The sequence below is a fragment of the Bradyrhizobium sp. 25ACV genome (assembly GCF_054863005.1).
The window spans coordinates 1-21,379 of sequence record NZ_JAVAYO010000020.1; the positions used below are offsets into that span (position 1 = coordinate 1).

Annotated in this window: 17 protein-coding genes; 1 reads left to right on the forward strand and 16 read right to left on the reverse strand. The window is 59.8% G+C overall.

Going from position 1 to position 21,379, the window contains the following annotated elements:
- The 7 genes from RAD04_RS33245 to RAD04_RS33275 form a co-directional block, all read right to left on the reverse strand.
- A partial coding sequence (locus tag RAD04_RS33245; RefSeq protein ID WP_461627170.1) for an Ig-like domain-containing protein occupies positions 1 to 2,181 on the reverse strand: 2,181 nt, incomplete at its 3' end.
- 701 nt (positions 2,182 to 2,882) lie between these two features.
- Entirely contained in the window at positions 2,883 to 3,650 is a 768-nt protein-coding gene (locus RAD04_RS33250; RefSeq protein ID WP_461627171.1) for a methyltransferase domain-containing protein, read from the reverse strand.
- Entirely contained in the window at positions 3,637 to 4,932 is a 1,296-nt protein-coding gene (locus tag RAD04_RS33255) for an O-antigen ligase family protein (RefSeq protein WP_461627172.1), read from the reverse strand. The genes RAD04_RS33250 and RAD04_RS33255 overlap by 14 nt, the downstream gene beginning before the upstream one ends.
- Positions 4,933 to 5,011: 79 nt before the next feature.
- Positions 5,012 to 5,881, reverse strand: coding sequence for a right-handed parallel beta-helix repeat-containing protein (locus RAD04_RS33260; RefSeq protein WP_461627173.1), 870 nt, complete (start codon positions 5,879 to 5,881; stop codon positions 5,012 to 5,014).
- 118 nt (positions 5,882 to 5,999) lie between these two features.
- On the reverse strand, positions 6,000 to 7,004 hold the full coding sequence (locus RAD04_RS33265) for a glycosyltransferase family 2 protein (RefSeq protein ID WP_461627174.1): 1,005 nt from the start codon (positions 7,002 to 7,004) through the stop codon (positions 6,000 to 6,002).
- Positions 7,005 to 7,087: 83 nt separating this feature from the next.
- Complete coding sequence (locus tag RAD04_RS33270) at positions 7,088 to 8,257, reverse strand: acyltransferase family protein (RefSeq protein ID WP_461627175.1); 1,170 nt, start codon at positions 8,255 to 8,257, stop codon at positions 7,088 to 7,090.
- Positions 8,258 to 8,341: 84 nt separating this feature from the next.
- Positions 8,342 to 9,886, reverse strand: coding sequence for a class I SAM-dependent methyltransferase (locus tag RAD04_RS33275; protein ID WP_461627176.1), 1,545 nt, complete (start codon positions 9,884 to 9,886; stop codon positions 8,342 to 8,344).
- Between the two features lie 185 nt (positions 9,887 to 10,071).
- Here RAD04_RS33275 and RAD04_RS33280 point away from each other — a divergent pair, with 185 nt between their 5' ends.
- Positions 10,072 to 11,388, forward strand: coding sequence for a glycosyltransferase family 4 protein (locus RAD04_RS33280; RefSeq protein WP_461627177.1), 1,317 nt, complete (start codon positions 10,072 to 10,074; stop codon positions 11,386 to 11,388).
- On the opposite strand, the gene RAD04_RS33285 is transcribed toward RAD04_RS33280, so the two are convergent.
- The 9 genes from RAD04_RS33285 to RAD04_RS33325 all read right to left on the reverse strand — a co-directional run bounded on the left by RAD04_RS33285 (position 11,385) and on the right by RAD04_RS33325 (position 21,209).
- Entirely contained in the window at positions 11,385 to 12,611 is a 1,227-nt protein-coding gene (locus RAD04_RS33285; RefSeq protein WP_461627178.1) for a DegT/DnrJ/EryC1/StrS family aminotransferase, read from the reverse strand. The genes RAD04_RS33280 and RAD04_RS33285 overlap by 4 nt on opposite strands.
- Positions 12,551 to 13,552 (reverse strand): NAD-dependent epimerase/dehydratase family protein, encoded by a 1,002-nt coding sequence (locus RAD04_RS33290; RefSeq protein WP_461627179.1) that lies wholly within the window; start codon positions 13,550 to 13,552, stop codon positions 12,551 to 12,553. Before RAD04_RS33290 ends, RAD04_RS33285 begins: the two co-directional genes overlap by 61 nt.
- The gene (locus RAD04_RS33295; protein WP_461627180.1) at positions 13,549 to 14,727 is read right to left on the reverse strand and encodes a DegT/DnrJ/EryC1/StrS family aminotransferase; all 1,179 of its coding nucleotides are present in this window, start codon (positions 14,725 to 14,727) and stop codon (positions 13,549 to 13,551) included. The genes RAD04_RS33290 and RAD04_RS33295 overlap by 4 nt, the downstream gene beginning before the upstream one ends.
- A 97-nt stretch (positions 14,728 to 14,824) precedes the next feature.
- Positions 14,825 to 15,346 carry an acyltransferase gene (locus tag RAD04_RS33300; protein WP_461627181.1) on the reverse strand — a complete coding sequence of 174 codons (522 nt, stop codon included), beginning with the start codon at positions 15,344 to 15,346 and terminating at the stop codon, positions 14,825 to 14,827.
- A gap of 31 nt (positions 15,347 to 15,377) precedes the next feature.
- On the reverse strand, positions 15,378 to 16,853 hold the full coding sequence (locus RAD04_RS33305) for an oligosaccharide flippase family protein (RefSeq protein ID WP_461627182.1): 1,476 nt from the start codon (positions 16,851 to 16,853) through the stop codon (positions 15,378 to 15,380).
- A gap of 46 nt (positions 16,854 to 16,899) precedes the next feature.
- Positions 16,900 to 17,961, reverse strand: coding sequence for a Gfo/Idh/MocA family protein (locus RAD04_RS33310; RefSeq protein ID WP_461627183.1), 1,062 nt, complete (start codon positions 17,959 to 17,961; stop codon positions 16,900 to 16,902).
- A 70-nt stretch (positions 17,962 to 18,031) separates the two neighbouring features.
- Positions 18,032 to 19,294 carry a UDP-N-acetyl-D-mannosamine dehydrogenase gene (wecC, locus tag RAD04_RS33315; protein ID WP_461627184.1) on the reverse strand — a complete coding sequence of 421 codons (1,263 nt, stop codon included), beginning with the start codon at positions 19,292 to 19,294 and terminating at the stop codon, positions 18,032 to 18,034.
- Complete coding sequence (wecB, locus tag RAD04_RS33320; protein WP_461627185.1) at positions 19,287 to 20,411, reverse strand: non-hydrolyzing UDP-N-acetylglucosamine 2-epimerase; 1,125 nt, start codon at positions 20,409 to 20,411, stop codon at positions 19,287 to 19,289. The genes wecC and wecB overlap by 8 nt, the downstream gene beginning before the upstream one ends.
- Positions 20,412 to 20,414: 3 nt before the next feature.
- A complete protein-coding gene (locus RAD04_RS33325) occupies positions 20,415 to 21,209 on the reverse strand; it encodes a WecB/TagA/CpsF family glycosyltransferase (RefSeq protein WP_461627186.1) in 795 nt (264 codons plus the stop codon).
- Positions 21,210 to 21,379 lie beyond the last annotated feature (170 nt).

Genomic DNA, 21,379 nt, shown 5'->3' on the forward strand with positions numbered 1-21,379 from the left:
GGTGTCGACCTGCTCGGCGGTAAAGGCGTGGCTCTTGCCCGACAGGTCGGACGTCTGGAAGCTCCACTTGCCGTCGGTTCCCGTGGTCACCGAACCGACCGAGGTCGTGCCGTCCGACAGCTTGATCTCGCTGTTGGGATCGGCCGTGCCCTTGATCGTTGCCGTGTGATCCCAGTGCTGGCGCACATTGGTAACCTCGACGGTTGAGGTGTCCTTGGTGCCGCCACCGCTGGTGCCACCACCGCTGTGCGAGCCAATCGGCGGATCGATCGGCTGCGACAAGGCGCTGGTGTTGCCGGCGGCATCGGTCGCCGTCGCGGTGAAGGTGTGGGACCCGTGCTTGAGATTCGGGGTCGTCACGCTCCAGTCGCCATCACTCGCGACGGTCGCGGTGCCGAGCAGGGTCGTGCCCTCATAGAGCTTGATCGAGCTCCCCGCTTCCGCCGTACCGGATACCGTTGCGCGGTTATGCGTGGTGGGATCGCTCAACAGGATCGGAGCATCGGGGGCAGCGCTATCCACCGTGACATCCAGCGCAGCCGAGGCCTTGCTGGTGACGCCGGAGACCGTGTCGGTCGCGGTGAGGCTGTGCTTGCCGTCCGGCAGCGCGACGGTCGTGTAGTGCCACGCTCCGTTCGCATCCGCCGTGACGGTGCCGAGCTGGGTCGTGCCGTCGAGCACCTTGACCGTGCTGTTGGCAACCGCAGTCCCCGCCAGGGTCACCGTTTTGTCGCTCGTGATGTGATCACCGGCAGTGCCGGTATCGTTGGAGAACGAGGCAATCTTCGGCGCGGCCGGCGCAGTGGTGCCGGTGCCCGACGTGCCCGTGCCGGTGGTACCTGTACCCGAGGTACCCGAACCGGACGTGCCCGAACCGGTGGAGCCCGTCGTCGTTCCAGAGCCAATGACCGCTTCTACAGCCGTCGACGCAGCGCTGACGTTGTCGGCGACGTCGGTCGCCTTCGCCGTCAGGGCGTGCGAACCGGCCGACAGCGCAGACGTCGTGACGCTCCACGCCCCGCTCGCGTTGGTTGTCGCGGTGCCGACCTGGGTCGTTCCGTCATACACCTTGATCGCGCTGTTCGCTTCGGCGGTCCCCGACATCACGACCTGATTGGCAGTGTTGACGGTGTCACTCGCGATGGTCGGTGCAGCTGGCGCCTTGGTGTCGACGCTGACCGCCACCGCAGTCGATGCCACGCTGGTTTGCCCCGATGCGTTGGTCGCGGTCGCCGTCAGCGTATGCTTCGCATCGGTCAAGACCTTGGTGATGTAGTCCCAGCTTCCGGTCGAAGTCGCGGTCGCCGTACCGATCTGCGTCGAACCGTCATAGACCTTCACGGTGCTGCCAGCCGCGGCGGTGCCGTGCAGGGTGATCTGGCTGGCGTCAGTGATGCCGTCGCCGGTCTTGCCCGTATCGGGTGACCAGGATGCGATGGTCGGCGCTGCCGGGACTTCGGGCGTTGCGGGGGGCATCGTGGGTGAGGTCGTCGTCGTACCGCTATTTGCCGACGTGTTGAGCGCCGACGCCAGCGCCGCGCCGTCCGTGTAATTCCCGGAGAACACCGAGCTATTGCCGCGGATCATCGCGTCGCCGTATTGCGCGCCACCGATGTGGTTGTTGGTGAATGACACACCGGTAATCGAGGCAGTGCCCAGGTTGGAGTCCGCGTATACGGTATAGGCGCCACCAGTCAGGAGGTTATTGGTGACGGTGACATTCGAGACCGGCCCGAAGTCGTTGTCGATCATGATCGCGGAGGTCCATCCCCACTGATTGATGATCGAATTGCCGGTGATCTGAATGTTGGAGAGGCCTCCGTCAATCTGGATGCCGTCATAGTGAGGCGATCCGCCTGCGTGGAGATCGTGGATGTAGTTGCCCTGGATGACGGAGTTGCTGCCGGGAACGATGCCATTCTCCACATTGAAGATGTTGTTCCCAATGAACGTGCCGCTTCCCATGATGCCCTGATTGCCGGTGCCATCCGGTGCACGGCCGGTGCCATCGATGGTGCAATTCTGGACCACTGCGCCCGTAACTCCGGAATCAATGGTCACTGCAGCCCAACCGCCGGACGTGACCTTGCAGTTCTCAAGAGTCACATTGTCCGCTCTGATGTAGACGCTGCCGGTGATGTTGAGTCCCGAGACCACCGCCCCCGCCTGCGTGATGATCACATCTCCAGAAGGAGTCAGCGTTACCCCCGCCGGCACCCCGGTGTTCGTCGCGTCAGGCCATGCGTTCGTTGTCGTTGCCAAAATAGTTTCTCCGTCTTCTCTGTATTATCCCCGTTAACTGACACCAGTGCTTATTGCGAGTTTGCGTCCTCGATTTAATTGGTGATCGAGGTACGCCAGGTGCCGTGCTTGTGCGGCGTTAATGGTCGTCTGCAGACGGCCTTTTTTTGACAAGACCACGGCTCCGCTAAGGTCATTTCGCCACAAGCGCCGCCAGATTCCTGTTTCCGGAAATACAGCGCGGAAATCTACGTTACGGAAATTAAAAGCGATTTCGTTTTAGCCGCGATCAAACGACGGCAAAACATGCGCGCGCCACACTTCACAGAAAAATTCTTTCGTGCTGGCTCGTTGCAACGGATCGAGCGACTCCGAAATCGGCCCCGCTCAACGTCGGCGCACATTAAATAAACCATCGGATGTATAAATAACCAGCGACGCGCATTATTAAATACGGCGCGAGAATGTCCTCTGCAGCAGACAGCGGCAAGACATCAGCCGAATTTGCCGTGCTGCTCCGTTGGCTGAGATGCGCGCCTACCGGCGAAGCCATAGGCGATGCAGGATGACTTCGTAAATGGGCTTAGGTGACAAAGCGGTGCGGCTCGATTTCGCCGGGCAACGTCAAAGCACTGCCTGGTCTAAGTCTTCCGGCACAAAAATACTTTTTCGCCGCGGATCAGACCATATTGCGCAACTTGAGGCTCGACCGCCGTATACTCGTCGACGACAAAGCCCGCTCGTTCGAGCCGGCGTCGGAAATCACGACCGAAGAAACGGACGTGATCATGCTGGTTGAAATACAGGATCCGATCTTCTTCTGTTTTCTGCCTCGATCGATCCTCGAACGTTTCTTGCCACCCCTCAATAAGAGGGATCATCGCGATCAACGTCCCGCCCTTACGCAAGATCCGAAAGAGTTCGGGTATGGCCAAGCGATCGTTGACGTGCTCGAGGATATGGCAGCAGATGATCAGATCGAACCTGTCGCTTTCGAGGTCTATCTTTTCGATATTGATGTCGAAATCAGCGCCTTTCCCTCCGAACTCGCAGGTGACGTAACTTCGCGGCCTTCTCGCCTTGATATACTCCGTGAGCCCCTTTTCGGGCGCGAAGTGGAGGATGTCCTTCCCCGCAAACAGGTTCTGCTCGGCGTCGCAAAGCGCCAGCAGACGGTGCCGCTCGTGCGACAAGCAATTCGGGCATAGCGAATCGAAATTGATCCCCAATGCCAGCGGATTTGCGTACGCGAAAAATCGACCTCGATACCCACATACCGAGCAGGTCCTCTCAAAGCGTCCGAACAGGAAACGGATCGTCCGAAGTCCGCTGCGCAATGACCAGACATAAGGTCGCAAACGTCCCTTGATGCCACCAATCGACGATGATGCCACGTCAAAATTGCTCATCTTGCGCTCCCAACATCTGCCATTCCCTGAGCGAAGCACGCACGCCGATGCAAACGCCCCAAAACGTCCACATGTAGTTCCAGAAATGCACCGTCAAACCCGTGAACAGGAACACCATGCAAGCGATCGTAAATCCCGTCTGAATCCCGCTTGGGTGGCGCCCGGGCACAGGCAATACCGCCGAGAGATTCAAAACGATCAGCAGGATGGTGACCGGTACGCCGTAATGAAGGCTCGTGACCAGCCACACGCTGTCGACTGTGCGATCGAGTAAATAATAGCCGAACGTTACGAATCCGGCTCCCGTCAGAGGCGACTGCCACACCTGCGCCGAGACGGCGTCCCAGATCATGAGGCGATAGAATCCCGTTTGAGGCTCCAGTGTCGCGTGGGACAGCAGCCAGCTGAGAGGGTTATTCGTCACGGCGGTAACGGCCAGCAGGAACATGCCCGCTCCGGTCCAAAGCAGAGGCCATCGCCACGGGCAGCGGCACAACAACCGCTCATAGGCGTAGCTCGACATGACGAGGACCATCCCCATGACAGCGGCCGAAGATAACGACAGCAATCCGCCGAAGAAGCACAGACACGCCCACGATAGACGCTTGATGGAACTTGTCGTCGAGAACAGCACGATGGCCGCAGCCAGCGAACAGAACACGCCATAGAGAATAGGATGATCGAACGTCGATATTGCGCGTCGCAGACCTGCTCGGACTCCATCTGCGCCCGACGTACCATCGTCGACGAACGCCTCAGGCTGCGGCATGAGTGCCGCCATGATCTCGCGGACGATCCAATGCCCCGTCAACACGTCCGCTAGCGCAACGCATATCGCAATCGCCGTGAATGCCTTGATGAGGCGAATGAACTGCTGGACCGCCGACGGCTCCAGAACGAAGGCTCGCGCAACAAAGTATGCTCCGACAAAGTCGAGAGCTTCTGCAACAGCAGAAAACGCCGATTGAGGTCCGGCGGCGTAACCGGCCGCCGCCACCATGGCGAGCGCAAGCGTCCCCGCGAGCCCGTCCGACAGCAAGAGCCGACGACTCGGCTGCAATAACCGCGCAACCGCCGGCAACAGCAGGACCAGAAGGCATATTCTGGTCGGCGTTAGTTTTGCCCCGGCGATCAGCACCTGGAGCCCCGACGGCAATACGATGCCCATCAGAAGGAGCGGGACGGCCAGACTGCCCCGTTGGGGAATGGTCGATTGGAATCCGGCCGCAGTCGCGCGGATACGCGGCTGCCCCGCGAGGAGAGCATAGCCAGGATAGCTCATGAGGCTGTCTCCCTGGACAGGCCGGACCAAGCCATTAGATCCGACGAGCGCTTCAATTGGTGCGGAGCACGCCGACGCTTCATCTGATGGCCTCCTGCGCCGCGACGCTGCCAAAGTCCAGATTGCGCACCAGGCGCCAGCCGTCGGTCGCATTTCTGAGATAGGTGGGCCGGTTTCGCCGAAACAGGGTCGGCCCATACTGCCCCGAGCCGATGTGATTGTCGGTGATCGAAACACCCGAGATCGGATTGTCGTTGAACTTCGCGTCCGAGTAGACCGTATAGCTGCCGCCTGCGAGAAGATTGCCTTCGATGACGATGTTGGAGACCGGGCCAAACTCGTTGTCGATCATGATAGCGCCGGCCGCGCCGTGAGAATTGATGATCGTGTTTTGCCGGATGACCGTGTCAGAGATGCCGCCATCGATCTGGATACCATCGTAATGTGGCGCCCCGCCGGCATTGAGATCGTGAATAAAATTGTGTTCGATCAGATTGTCCTTGCCTGTCAGCACGATGCCGTTTTCGACGTTCGAGATGTTGTTGCGCTGGAACGTACCCTGTCCCATGATTCCCTGGTTGCCATTGCCATCGGGACCAGCACCCTGACCGTCGATCGTGCAATCCCTGACGACAACTCCTGTCCGATGCGGATCGATCTTGATAACGGCCCAAGCGCTCGCCGAGATGCGGGACATCTCGATGGTCACGTTATCGGCGTTGACGACGACGCCGCCCTGTATGTCCAGTCCTGAAATCGTCGTGCCGGAAACGGCAATCGTGAGGGGACCGGACGGCTTCAGCGCGAGATCACGAGGCGGCCCCGTGTTGCTTGCGTCCGGCCATTGGGAGGCGAATGCCAGCTTAGATGCGCCGTTCGCCTCAGCTGCCACAGCTGCGGCACTTTGGAGTGCTGCGACCACAACCGCTACACGGGCGGCCTCGAGCACAATCCCGCCCCAGCGCTTATGGCCAACCGCGAGCCTCGTGGCTCCTCGCCATCTCCGTCGCTGTCCTTCTACGCTATCTGATTTCATCGCTCTTCTCGCCGGAAACAACCCGACGCTCTCATGCCGGCTCGACTCTCGGCGCCTCGTAACCACCAACCCACTCTCGCCGACGCCTCCAGACGGCTTCCCAATAAACAGCGTTCTTTTGCCATTCCGCATTCCGCGCCAGGGCGGCCGCCATGCCGTAACCGTACCGGCGTGTAAGCGGCACGATCAGGTGCAAAGCCTGCCCGATCGTCCGTGCCGGCCAGCCGAAATGCCGATTGATCAGGGTGATTCTCCCCTTGAAAACCTTCACCCTCTTGTCGACAGGCACGACGTCGGATGCCCCGCCATAGTGGACGATGGTCGCCTCAGGCGTGACCGCGGGCCGTGCACCGAGCGAGCGCGCGCGATGACAGAGGTCTGCTTCTTCTCCGTACATGAAGAATGTGGGGTCGAACCCGCCGAGTCTCTCCCACACCAGCCGGTCGATCAGCAGAAAGCAACCTGTAACGATGTCGACGTGCCGCGCGGTATCTCGGTCCCATCCGCCATAGGCCTCGGAATTGAAAATCGGACTGCGACGACCGAAATAGGTGAACCCCAGCGCGAAGCACAACAAATTCCACAAACTTATTCTTCGAAAGCACGAGGTGCGATTGAGACTTCCGTCCGGAAACAGGGTGCGTCCGCCCCAGACGTGAAATGACGGATTTGCCTCGGCGAACTCAAAAAGAACATCGATCGCGCAGTCGAGAATAATGGTGTCTGGATTGAGCAGAAGCAATCGTCGGCCCCGCGCTTGTTTTGCAGCCAGATTGTTGGCGCGTGCAAAGCCGATGTTGTCGTTTAGGGCAATCAGCTTGATGTCAGGGAATTGACGGGCAATTGCGGCAGATGACTGGTCGGACGAATTATTGTCGACGACGATGACCTCATACGTCGTACCCATCGTCTCCGCGGCGATCGACGCCAGACAGTCGAGCGTCATGTCGCGGGTATTGTAGCTTACGACAATGATTGAGAGGTCCAGTTGCCGATCCGAGTCCGGACCTTCGTCATCATGGTACGCGCTGCTCATAGCGACTCTGCTCCTTTCGAAGAAACTGCGGCCCGCTCGTCGCGCTATCACCCGCGAACCTGAGTTCGGGTGCGGGTGTCGTCTCACTCCGCTGCACCGGCCTCGATTGTTCCTGTCAGATTGTTGCCCGGCTCATCACGGCGCACGGCGGCCTCACTCCCAACGCCTTGTCGGCTGCCTCGACCTGCAATGTGCGACGACAGCCAACGCGAAACCCACGCCTTTTGCTTTAGCGCCGGCGCTTCGACAAATCGCCAGGAGGCATACGCCAGAACGAGAGTCACGGATGCCGACAGCAAGGCCAACGGCCAACCGACTGCGAGATCGAACAGCGTCAGGAGCGCCAATATGACCGGTGAATGGATCAGGTATACGCCGTAAGACAGATCGTGCTTTAGTGGCACGCGACTAGCGGCCTCGGAGAGCCCGAGATAGATCACGACGTAGGGTATACACAGCGGCATCGCCACCGCACCCAGCCCGCTCGCAAGACCGATCAGCGCGCCCCCCACGGCGACCGCGGCCCCGATTCCGGAGAATGGGATACTTTCGCGGTAGAGATAGAGGGTCGTGCCGGCGATGAAGTAGACGAAGAGACCGATGAAATCCAAGAGCCGCTGCGGACAGGCCGCATGCAGCGATGGCGAGAGCGCCAGCCCAACATAGGTGAAGTATACCAGGGCGAAAGTGATCATCGTCAGCGCACGTCGGCGGAGAAAGCCCACCACGCTCATCGCCGCCAGCACCGCATAGGACCAGACTTCGATATTGAGCGTCCATAGCGGGCCGTTGACCTGCACTTCGTGTCCATGCCGCACCACGCCGGGCAGGTAGTGGGACATCAGGGTAACGGCGTTCTTCAGATACAGGTAAAGCTCGGCGCTGCCGAAATAGTCGGCTAGCGAATAGGTCGTCAGGGCTGGACCCAGCACGAACATCGACGCGATGACCACGACGAAGAGTGCGGGCAGGATACGCAACGACCTGTTTACGGCGAACCGGACGAGATCGCCAGATCGGGCCAGGCCAGGCGCCAGCAGGAAGCCGCTGACGCAGAAGAAAATGACGACTGCAAACAGGCCGAACTGGATGAACCCGCCGCTGAACCGGTAGAGGATGTCGTTTGTTCCCCACCAAGCATGGTGAGCAACCACCGTGAGTGCGGCCACAAGTCGTATCTGATCAAAACCGGGGCCTCTGGCCGAAAGGACGGCAAGCCGATCGCCGATCGTCGTTGCCCCGAGCGAAATCATCGATTTCTCACGCTAAATGATCCTTCTGCCGTTTCATGATTATACAACATTTAATATAAACCACAATTAAATGAGATGCCTATTTTAAATGGACCGAACCTCGCCGGCCGGGCGATTTGACTGAGGCGAGGCCGTTAATTCGGCTACCCCGTCAGTGCCTGGCATTCCTCCGGAGACGGTCACGATGATTGAGGCCGCAAGCCCGAGCGAAACAAACCCAGGCGCGAGCTTGCCCAGCCGGGAGGTCATGCCAAACAATCCATCGCCAGGATCCGCCGGAACTCCGAACATCCCTTCGATTCGCAGGCCTGAAGCGACGCACCACCTCGCCAGCTTGCGCCCCGAAGCGAAATGAGCGCCCACAGCCTCATAGCCGCTGGAGCGCCCGGACTGGAGACGCGCCCCGAGATAAGACCGAATGCCCCTTGGGGACATCGTGTTGGGCATCTGGATCACTGCGAGCGATTGCTCGTGCATGAACGATCGCAGCCTCAGAAGCAGTTTTTGCGGATCCGGAGCGAGGTGCAACAGATTGAGACATAAAACGCAGTCGTAGGTTTCGCGATTGGAGTCGATACTGTCCAGATCGGCGTAGATCATCTCGATCCCATCCCCGGCGGGGCCGGCTGCAATCACTGGATCGAGCGGAATCGCGGTGACGTGCAGGCCTCGCGCCTTCAGCCGCTTTTCCGTCTTGCCAGACCCACAACCGATCGAAAGCACGCTGCGCGCCGATGGCGGCACGAGCGCGATCGTCGCCTCGGATTCAGGTTCATAATAGTCCTTGGAAAAGCTAGCGCGGCGAAGGCGCGTCTCCGTTGGGAGCAACGAGTAGGGCGAACGACGGCCGTCCGCGATTTGCAGCAGAATTGCCTTCTGCCTGCCAATTTCTTCTTCCCCGATCCCCATCCGGCCGACGTACCGGTTGGTGAGGTGATGGACGGTGAAATCCTCCAGGTGTGAGATTGGCACCAGTTTCCGCAAACCACATTGGGTGTATGGATCCGTCGCGGCCGTACAGGCCAGATCATACTTTCCCTGATGCGGAGCTACATCGAAGCCACCCGAATGCAGGACATTGCCTAGCTGCTCCCGGGTAAGGACAAAGCAGGCGGCGTGCTCGTTGGTAAAATGCGCGAGAATATAGTCGCCGCGCCGCCTGACCGATGAGGAATCCCAGTGAAAGTGCGCGTGAATATCAGGATAGTTACGCTGGCCGTCTTCGCCGAATTCAACCCGCAGAAACCCGGCAACTTCGTCCGGAGATAGAAACGACGTTGCATCCAGCCAGGCGCGGATGTTCCTTTCGGTGATCAGAATGTCGTCTTCCGAGTAGATGAACAGATCGTATTGGTCACGACGTTCCGCAAACAGCTTCTTGTGCGCAAACGGCAGGGACCACGGGTTCCTCTCGGGCAGGCCGACAATGCATTCCACCCCGGTCGTCGCGCCCTTGTCGATGTTCGACAGCACGACGATATCAACGACGAGGGACATCGACCCGTATTCCCGGATGACCCGCTCGAGATAGCGGTCATTCGAGGTTCCATGGCTTGCGATCGCGACCAGTACGCGAGGCAGGCAACGGCCGTCTTGGCGCGCCACGTGCCGGGCAGCATGCTCGTTCATCGGATTGGGGTCCCGGTGAGGGTCAAAAGCGGGTCTCGCGTTTAAATCAGTCCAGAGTATATAACCAAATCTGAACCGGTCGACATTTATTATGATTTAAATTTTGATTATATCGCGATATGGTTCCCAGTAATGCCAGGTTGGTCTCTCAGAGTTTTGGCGCAACACCCGGAGAATCCCATCGCATGAAGGTGCTGGTCTATCCCCATTCCATGGAACTGGGAGGGTCACAGCTCAACGCAGTCCAGCTCGCCGAGGCGGTTAGAGACCTCGGTCATGAGGTCACCGTGGCGGCAGAGACTGGCCCTCTTCTGGACAGAGTAAGGGAGACGGGCCTCAGACATATCGAAATTCCTCGGCATCGGGCCCGCCCCTCACCTCGTGTTGGCCAGATGCTCCGCAGCATCGTCAATGAACGCACCGTAGACGTGGTGCACGGTCATGAATGGCCCCCCATTGTTGAAGCTTTTTTGAGCGTTGGACTATCGACGAGGGCTGCCGTGGTGGGAACGGTCATGTCGATGTCCGTCCCCTCCTTCCTGCCGCGCAGCATTCCTCTGACCGTGGGCACGGAGATGATCCGTCGCGCTGCGATCACTGCAGGACATCAGGATGTTACCTTGCTCGAGCCGCCAGTCGATACGAAGTCCGACCACCCCCTCGTCGATGGCACGGGCTTTCGCGCGGCTCAGAATATTGGTCCGGACGAGGTCGTCATAGCGATGGTCTGTCGACTTGTGCCGAACCTTAAACTAGAGGGCCTGCTATCGGCGTGCGATGCCGTCGGCGAAATAGCGCTCGACGGCCTGCCAGTGCGGCTGCTGATCATTGGTAATGGACCGGCACGACCGGACGTCGAGGCGCGTGCGGCCAGAATTAACTCGCTGGTCGGCCGGAACGCCGTCGTACTGGTGGGCGAGATGTCCGATCCGCGCCCTGGCTATGCTGCCGCGGACGTCATCATTGGCCAGGGTGGCTCGGCGCTGCGCGGAATGGCCTTTGGAAAGCCGCTGGTGGTCGTTGGTGAAGACGGGTTCAGCGAGCTGTTGACACCAGAGAGTGCACCGACCTTCCTGCAACAGGGCTGGTATGGATTGGGCAAGGGCTCGCGTGGAGCCGGCGCCAGCGCACTTCGATCGGCTCTCGAGACCATTCTCGCCTCTGCGTCGCTCCGTCAGGAGCTTGGCGGATTCGGCCGGCGGCTGGTGGAGCACCGCTTCGGCCTCGCGCACGCAGCGAAAACGATAGAGCAAACCTATCTGCATGCCCTAGGCAGCAAACCCTCAACCAGCCAACGATTGGCGGATGCCAGCCGATGCGCGGCCAGCCTTGCCAACTATAAGGTGCAGCGAAAATACCGGCGGTGGATGGGCTTGGCTTCTGCCGAAGACGACAACGATCGGGCGCGAATCTCTGCGGTGCTGTCCGCAAAATCGATCGCCCCTCGATCAGACAGGGCCGCGCCAGATCCCGCTCATACGATATCCCGGCAGGCCGATTAGTGACCCGCCACGGCGGCACCGCGGTTTGAGAGGGCAAGTTCAGCCTTCACCGCATCCACGATACGATCCTGATCCGCGCCGGCCATCTGCGCATAGAGTGGAAGCAGGATCGCGTGATCCTGAGCTAGCTCGGATTGCCGAAGATCATCGCGCGGCCCAATGCCGGCATAGGGCGGCTCGCGATGGGAGCACATGATGCCCCTGCGCGTAGCGATGCCCTGATCGAGCAGCGATTGCATCGTCGCCCGCTGATCCAATCGATCGGGCAAGCGTACGCAGTAACTCTGCCAGTTCGATCGTGCCCACGCCGGCTCGAACGGCAACCGCAGCCCCTCGATATTTCCAAGCAGTTCGGCGTAACGGGATGCCAGCGCGCGCCGCCGCGCAATCAGCTGCGGAAGTCGCTCGAGCTGTTTGCGCCCGATCGCAGCCTGCATATCCGTCATTCTATAATTGTAGCCGACGAGGACGTACTCCTCGAAAATGACACGCTGCGAACCATGACGCACGATATCCGGAACGCTCATCCCGTGTTGACGCAGAAGCCTGAACTTGCGATCGAGCTCGGCATCGGCGGTGGTGAGCATTCCCCCCTCACCAGTCGTGATCACCTTTCGCGGGTGAAAGGAAAAGCAGGCAATGTCTCCATGCGGCTTGCCGATCGCCTCCCATTGCCCGTTCATGCAGATCTGCGATCCGGCTGCACAAGCCGCATCTTCGATCACGGCGATCCCGTGGCGACGCGCCACGGCCATGAGCGCTGCCATGTCGCACGGCATGCCCATCTGATGCACCGCGATGATCGCGCGTGTGCGCTCGGTGATGGCTTCAGCCAGCCGAGCGCAATCCAAGTTGTACGTCTCGGGCTCGATGTCGACGAAAACTGGAGTGGCGCCCTGATATCGGATCACGTTCGCCGTTGCGATGAAAGAATGGCTGACCGTGATCACCTCGTCGCCGCTGCCAATACCCAGCGCGGCCAAGGCAAGTTGCAGGGCGGTCGTGCAATTCGCGACGGCACAGGCGTGCGGAGCGCCGACAAGCGCGGCGAACTCGTCTTCGAACGCAGCCACCTGCGGACCTTGCGATACCCAGCCCGACAGCACCACGGCGCGCGCAGCGTCGGCTTCTTCATCCGCTAGCAACGGAGCTGCGATCGGGATCACGATGCCGCCACCTGCCGCTGACGATCCGAAGGGAGTTCGCGTTCTGATCGCCACCATTTCACGAGGTCGGCGAGCCCCTGCTCGAGCGAAACCGTAGTGCGGAACCCCAGCAGACGATCGGCCTTTCCTGTCGATGCCAGCCGTCTCGGCACCGGATTGACCGAGCGCTCAGGCGCAAATTCGGGAGTCAGACCGCGGCGTCCCATCACCGAGGCAAGCACCGTAGCCAGTTGCGTCAGGCTGGTCTCAGTACCGCTCCCGACGTTGAAGACCTCGTCGGAAATCTTCGCCCTGGCCGCAAGGATGTTGGCGCGCGCGACGTCACGGACGTGAACGAAATCCATCGTCTGACGGCCATCACCAAAGATAACGGGAGGTAACCCGGCCTCAAGCCGCTCCATCCAGCGGATCAGGACCTCGGTGTACCGTCCGTAGATGTCCATCCGGCTGCCATAGACGTTGAAATATCGGAATGCCACGTAGTCGAGGCCGCATGCGTCGTTGAAGGCCCGCAGCAGCCCTTCGTTGAACGCCTTGGCCGCCCCATATAGCGTCCGGTTGTTGTACGGATTTTGCCGCTCGGTTGTCGGAAACTCCTCGGCCATGCCGTATACGGACGCCGAGGAGGCTGCGATGACCTTCTCGATGTCGTGCTTGATGCACAGCTCCAGGAGGTCGTAGGTGGCGTCGACCATGACCTCCTTGGCCAGGCGCGGCTCCGCCGCGCAATGAGTGATGCGGAGTGCGGCCTGGTGAAACACGATGTCGGCAGCCTTCACCAAGGCTTCCATCAGCTTGCGATCGCGTATGTCGCCGTGAACCAGTCTCACCGGTCCACGACCGAGCGCGCGCCGGAGATTTTCGGGGCGGCCTCTGACCATGTTGTCGAGCGCAACGATCTCGATGCACCCCTCATCGCAGAGCTGATCGACGATGTGGGAGCCGATGAACCCTGCCCCGCCAGTAATCAGAACGCGCTTTCCCTTGAGCTCAATCAAGACGCCCTCCTGTTGCAGGACCTTGTTGTGAAGCTTTGTGATTGCTGCGCGCGGTTGCTGGCGGCTTCGCTGGGCCGCAATGCTCCGGCGTTCCTCAACGTGGAGACAACGTCGCTCGCCCGGTCCGGCAGCAGCTCCGGATAAATGGGAAGGGAGAGAAAGTCGTTCGCAAGCATCTCGGTTACCGGCAGATCACCGGCCCGATAACCGAGTTCGGCATAGGCCTTCTGCAGGTGCACCGGAATGGGATAGTGAATCCCTGCACCGATGCCGGCCTCCCGCAACAATGTGAGCGCGTCGTCGCGACGCTGCAATCTGATCGAATAGACATGATAAACGTGGCGGGAGTACGAGGGCGATCGCGGACGGGCGAATGGGAGCTCAGAAAGCAGCTCGTTGTATCGTTCTGCGATCGATCGGCGGGCCTCGGTCCAGCCTTCGATGTAGTCCAGCTTGACATTCAGTATCGCGCTCTGAATCTCATCCATGCGATAATTGTATCCGGGAATGACGTGGTCGTATTTTGTCTCCTGTCCCCAGTCCCGCAGCAGTGACACGCGGTGCGCAAATTCAGGCCGATCTGTTACGACGGCCCCACCCTCGCCGAACGCCCCCAGATTTTTGCCTGGGTAAAAGCTGAAGCACCCCAGATCTCCGATCGAACCTGCGCGGCGCCCCCGGTATTCCGCGCCGTGCGCCTGCGCGGCATCCTCAATGACGACCAAACCGTAACGTTGCGCAATCGACATGATGGGATCCATGTCGGCCATCAATCCATGGAGGTGAACCGGCACAATGGCTCTGGTTCGAGGTGTGATTGCAGCCTCGATCAGACCGGGATCCATCGTCCACGTGACCGGGTCAACGTCGACAAAAACCGGCTTGGCGCCGCTGTAGAGTATCGCCGCGGTTGTCGCCACGAAGGTCATGGACACCGTGATGACTTCATCGCCCGGCCCGACGCCCGCCGCCAACAGCGCAAGGTGGAGCGCAGAGGTGCCACTATTCACGGTGAGGCAACGCGCAGTCCGGCAATATTCCGCAAAACGCCCCTCGAACGCCGCCACCTCCGGCCCGAGCACAAAATGCCCGCTGCTGACGACCCGTGCCACGGCGGCGTCGATTTCCGGCTTGATTTGACAGTATTGGGCTTTCAGATCCAGGAAGGGTATCAAGTTTCAAACCTTGGATTGGAGCAACCGTTATTAAATAATTAACTCGCATTATAATATTTAATCAAGCGCCAATTTCAACAAAATAAATTAGGTTAATTCAATCTAGTCCGAAAGACCGGCGGACGGGGGCATGATCGGCGGTGGCCCTGCCTCCGACTGCGGACATGGTCCGAGCGGGTACTCCGGCGACGGTGGCACCCGGGGCAACATCCCTCGTCACGACGGAGCCCGCGCCGACGGTCGCTCCCGCGCCGATCGTGACACCACATAGAATTGTGGCGTTGGAACCGATGGCAGCCCCCCTGCCGACATGAGTGCGCTCCAATGTCCAGTCAGAAGCTTGCTGAGGGCGACCATCCGCGGTCGTTGCCTTCGGATATTTGTCGTTCGTGAACACCACGCCATGACCGATGAACACTTCGTCCTCGATTGTGACGCCTTCGCAGATGAAACTGTGCGACGATACTTTGCACCGCGCGCCAATCTTTGCTCCCGCCTGGATTTCGACGAAAGCTCCGATCCTGCTCTCATCACCAACCGTGCAACCGTACAGATTGACCAGTTCCGGGTGAAAGATGCGGACATCGCGACCAAGTTCTACGTCTTGTGTGATAGGCATATCCCGCACTCCGAATGATGTCGTAGAACCGCTATGGCGCCGTCCGCGAAGGCCACAGCCCCGGCGCCATTCTGGCCAGGCCGGCTGCGACGTGGTGAAACTGCTGCAACAGCGGGTGCCCAGTGACCATCAGTCCAAGCCACCAACAGAGTACAGCGACGGAGGAGGCTGACGCCAACCCAGCGCCCGAGGGAAGGCCTCCAGCTTCCGTCAGCGCCGCGCAAATAGACGCGCCGGCAATCACCAGGCTTGTTACAGCGCCGCTTCGCCACAGGGCGCGTACAAATTCGGCGGGCCGAAGGCCGAGTTGTCGTCCCAGAAAGTAGAATGCAACCATCGCCTGAAATGGCAATGTCACAAGAGCGGATGCAGCAACAGCGTGCACGCCAAGAAACGAGGCGCCCAAGATGACCAGAAGTGATGGTGGCAGCGAAATCAACGACGAGATCAGCGCGTCCTGCACCCTTCCGACCGCAACAAACATCGGGTAGGTCAGGCACGCCGCAAAAAGCGCGAGGTTGCCGATACAGAGCAGCTGCACCAGCGAGACGGTCTCCAGCCACGTCGGGCCGAGCCAGATCAGAATGATCGGCCGCGCCATGATGGCCATAAACACCAAGAACGGCCACTGCACGGCGGAGAGCAACTGAATGGCCTCGAGATAAACGGTCTTGAGATCACCGCCTGCTTTGCTTCGCGCAATAATTGCCGGCATGACGATCGGACTTATCACTTGCGTGACCAGCTTGTCGAATATCTGTGTCGAGGCGGTTGCTCGGCTGTAAAGACCGACGGCGGTGAAGTCGAGCACTCTGGCCAGAAACAGCTGCGGCGCCAGGCCAAAAAACACATTTACGACGCTCACCGCGCCGGAGTAGAGGCCGAAACCGACGATCTCTCGGCAATCGACCAAGGATGGCCGCAGCGCGCCAAAATCTCTCCGCCATATCAACAGCATCACGGCCAGCACCGCGTTGCCGGCCACCCCTCCCCAGAGCGGGGCCATGTAGCTGAAGTGGGCCATTGCGAGGGCGACCGAAACGATAGCGATCGTCGTACCCGCCGCGAGGTTACAGATTGCGAGCACGCCAAACTGCATTTCACGACGGAACAATGCGGCTATGGTTCCGGAGAACGGCAGCAAGAGAAGATTTAGTGAGGAAATCTCGATCCCCGGACCTAAGCGGTCCAGCTCGAAGAAGCGCGCGATCGGCTGCGCAGACACGAACAGGACGAAAGCCGTGACAGCCGAAATCATGAGGGTAATCGTGAACGTGGTCTGCACGCTCGCGCGCGACAACTCTCGCTTCTGAATCAGATAGCTTGCTCCTGCAAATTCCTGGAAGCAGGCCGCAATGATGGACGTGACCGCGTTCGCGACGGCATAGATGCCAAACTCTTCCGGGGACAACAAACGGGCAAGCACGGCGGTCGCAACAAAGACCAGCAGCAGGCCGACGTAACGGTCGAGCGCCGAGAACAGAATGGAGCGCTGCACGGACTTCATTGCGTCGTCTGTCATGTCGGTCAGGTGAGCTGGGTCGCCGCGCGCGTCATGCTATCGCTCTGGCGCGCTGCCGAGTTCCGTAAGGTTCGCGCAGCAATACGGGCGCACCCTGCTTTGCGATCGAGCACGATGCCGCCTCCAGAACCTCGATCACGTGGAGTCCCGAGATGCCGCTGGAAATCGGCTGGTCACCGGTGCGGATGCAATCGACAAAATGATCGACCTCGGTCTGTAGCGCCTCCATAGTCGAGATATGCGGAGCCCACATGTCGCCGGCGCGGTATCCGATCCGGAATTGATGTGCATCTTCGGGAGGCGCGTCGAGCGTAATTCCCTTGTCATAGACCTTGATCTTTTCGGTCGGCTCGAGATCGTCGTAGACAATCATCTTCTTGCTGCCACCGATGAAAGTCTGGCGCACCTTGACGGGCGACAGCCAATTGACGCTGACGTGGGCCACGCATGCGTTGGCAAAGAACAGTGTGATGTGCGCCATATTTTCCGGCGAGCCGACAACGTGGCACGAGCCGGTTGCCGAGACAGCGATCGGCGCTTCATCGAGGATATGGTGGATGATCGAGATATCGTGCACCGCCAAGTCCCAGATCACATTTACGTCCTTTTGAAACAACCCGAGACTCGCGCGCGTGCTGTCGTAGTAGTAGATGTCGCCAAGTTCTCGGCTCAGCAGGAGCTCCCGGATCTTCTGGACCGCCGGCGTGTAGAGGAAGGTATGATCGACCATGAGCGTCAGTCCACGCCGATCTGCCTCTTCGATCAAGCGGGTCACGAGCTCAGCGCTCGGCGCGAGAGGCTTTTCGACCAGAACATGCTTTCCGGCTCTCAACGCCGCAATTGCCAGCTCGTAGTGCGTATGCACCGGCGTGGCGATAGCGATTGCATCGATACGGACGTCCTTCAGCAAGTCTTCGTAGCAAGAGGTCGTTTCCACCGCAGGGTAAAGCTGCTTCATCGCGCCGAGCCTCCCTGGGTGCAGGTCGCTCACGCCAACGACGCGGGTGGCAGGATTGATCGAGAAATTACGAACGAGATTGGGTCCCCAATAGCCGCACCCTACAACGCCGATTCCCAGTTGACTGTCTCGCATGCTAACCTCGATGCATCCAGATGATACGCCTCAACTCATCCCATTGCCGACGATCCCTTCACGCCGGGCACTAGGTCCGCGCTGGCATGTCCTGCCATATGCCCCGGGTATCTATGACGTCGAGATGTCGGCGCTCCGATAGGGGCACCATCTTGAACTCGTCATGATCGACAAGGAGAACCGCGATTTCGCAACTGCGCAGAGCCTCCTCGATGTTCACGAAAGCGACACGGTGATCGGCCAACTGAGGCGGCAGACGGCGAAGGTTCGGCTCAACGACCTTGACTCGTTCTCCGTATTTTGCCGCGAGATGCGTGGCGATCTCCATGGCAGGGCTCTCACGCAAATCGTCGACATTGGCCTTGAAGGTCAATCCACAACAAGCGACGTTTGCATAGGGATGATCGTCGATCAGCGCCTCTGTACGTTCGATGATCTTCTGAGTTTTGGCGTTGTTGACTTCCCGGCTTGTTCGCATCACCCGAGCGAGGTCTGGTGCGGAGTCGATGATGAACCAGGGATCGACCGCAATGCAGTGCCCGCCTACTCCCGGTCCTGGCCGTAATACGTTTACGCGAGGATGGCGGTTGGCGATGTCGATCACCTCCCAGACATTGATGTCGAACCGCTCGCAGATCAGCGAGAGTTCGTTCGCGAATGCTATGTTGGTATCGCGGAAGGCGTTTTCCGTCAGCTTGACCAACTCGGCTGCGCGCGCTGTGGTCCCGACGCAGGCGCCTCGAACGAACATTTTGTAGAAGCGTTGAGCACGCCGCGTGCATGTTGGCGTAATTCCCCCGATGCACCTGTCGTTGTTGATAAGCTCTGTCAGGATCCGTCCCGGCAACACGCGTTCTGGACAGTAGGCGACGTAGATCGCTCCGTCTTCCTTGCCGTTGACACCTATGTGTAGATCTGGCCTGCGTTCGACGATACGTTTTGCTATGGCCTCGGTCGTCCCGATCGGCGATGTCGATTCGAGGATGACGAGATTACCCGGCGCAAGGATGTCGACGATTTGGTCGACTGCAGCATTAACGCTTGAAAGGTCTGGACGGTTTTCACGGTCGATCGGCGTCGGCACTGCGATGATGAAGACGTCGGCAGGCTGCGGCTTGGTGGAGGTGGTCAGGGCACCGCTCGACACGACCTTGGAAACGAGACCATCGAGATCGGGCTCTGCAATGTGAATCTTTCCGGATGCGACCGTATCGACGATACGCTCATTGGTGTCGATACCGACCACCTGCATTCCCCGGCTCGCAATCAGCGCTGCGGTCGGGAGCCCGATGTAGCCAAGTCCAACGACATTGATCTTCTGAAATTCAGGCATCGAGAAGCACCTTCACGATACGCTCGCTCGCGTGCCCGTCACCAAACGGATTATGCGAACGGGCCATGGCGGCATAGGTCTCGTCATCGTCGAGCAGGCGAAATGTCTCGGCAACGATCTTGTCGTAGTTGGCGCCGACCAGGCGCGCCGTCCCGGCCTCCACCCCCTCAGGACGCTCGGTCGTATCCCGCATCACCAGGACTGGTTTGCCGAAGGTGGGGGCCTCCTCCTGCACGCCTCCTGAATCCGTCAGGACCAGATGTGACAACGACAGCAGGCTCACGAAGTCCGTGTATTCCTGTGGAGAAATGAGGACGACCCTCGGGTGATCCGACAATCGGGACGCAAACAAGTCGCGGACATTCGGATTCGGGTGCACGGGGAGCACCACAGCAACGTCTTCCCTGCACAGGATCGTTTCCAGTGCGTTCACGATGTTGACGACACCGCCGCCGAAATTCTCTCGGCGGTGGCAGGTCACCAAGATGATGCGCCGATTGCCGTGTCGCTTTTTGATCCCGTCCCAGCGGCACGAAAGCCCCGGATCGGATTCGACCATGGCTTTCGCGAGGATCAGCGCGTCCACCACCGTGTTTCCGGTGACATGGATGCGGTCGTCCGAGACGTTCTCGGAGCGCAGCGCGCGGGCAGCGCGCTCTGTCGGCGCGAAATGCTGATCGGCGATCGACCCGACGATCTTGCGGTTCACCTCCTCGGGCCACGGAGCGAAGATGTCGCCGCTGCGCAGTCCCGCCTCGATGTGCGAAACCGGTATCCGGTGGTAATAGGACGCCAGCGCGCCGACCATGGCGGTCGCCGTGTCGCCTTGGACGATAACCCTGGTAGGCTTCACTTTGTCGAGGAGCTCGCCGACCTCTCCGAGCAACCGGGCCGTCAGATGATCCAGCGACTGATTGGCCGTCATGACGTTCAGATCAAAATCCGGAACTACCTTGGCGAGCTTGAGGACCTGATCAAGCAACTGTCGATGCTGTGCCGTCGCACAGATCGTTAGCGAAATGTCCTTGCGATTCTCGGCCTTGAGTCGGTTGATGACCGGAAAGAGCTTGATGGCTTCTGGTCGGGTTCCCAAAAGGATGAAAAAATGCTTGCGCACGTCTCACCCTCCGATCCGACTCGGGCCCGGCGGCACGGCGCCCGGCGCGCCAAATGTATGCCCTATCGCTTGCTTGACGAGCGCTTGCACCAGGATGCCCGCAAACAACGTGTTCGTTGTGGCGTATCGCCACCACATCCGCCCGGGCTCTTGATAGATGCGGTAAAGCCATTCGAGGCCCAGCCCCTGAATCCGCGCCGGCGCGCGCCGAACGGTGCCCGCAAGGATATCGAACGCACCGCCGACGCCCATGATAAAGGGTACGCCGAGCTCGTCACGATGGGCGGCGAGAAAGCGCTCTTTCCGCGGTGTTGGCATGCCGATGAAGAGACAATCGGCCGCGCTGGACTGGATGTCCCGCACGACCTCCCTCTCCTGCTCCGGCTTGAAGTAACCATCGTGCCAGCCGGCGAAGACGAGTGAGGGATATCTCTCTCGCGCGCGCTGCATTGCCTGCTGCAGGACGGCGGGGGTGGCTCCCAGGAAATAGGGCTTGTAACCTTCCCGCGCACATACCGCGAGCAACTCGGCCAGGAGATCGACGCCGGCGACGCGTGACCTCGCCGGCAGCCCCAGAGCTCGAGCGCCCCAGAGAATTCCCATGCCGTCGATGCTGACGATGTCGCTGTTGGCGACATCGGCCGCGAGCATGGGGTCCGATCGCATATTGACAAATTTGGCAACGTTCAACGCGACATGTTGCAGCCGTCGGCGGCCGCGCATGGCGCCGCGCGCGAGCTCGACGGTTTCCGCCATTGTCAGCAGGTCGATGGGGCACGCTAGGAACGATGCTCGCATTTGAACCGACCTCCAAAACGCAATTTGTTTAAGTTGCATTTAAGATTATAATAACGATAATAATTGCCTAACATTTAATTGCAAGGATTAAATGCATCAACCTCCTTCAGAGACGCTAAAATATCGCCCCGGCAGATATGCCGCAGGCCAACGTGAATTAAATAGGGGCA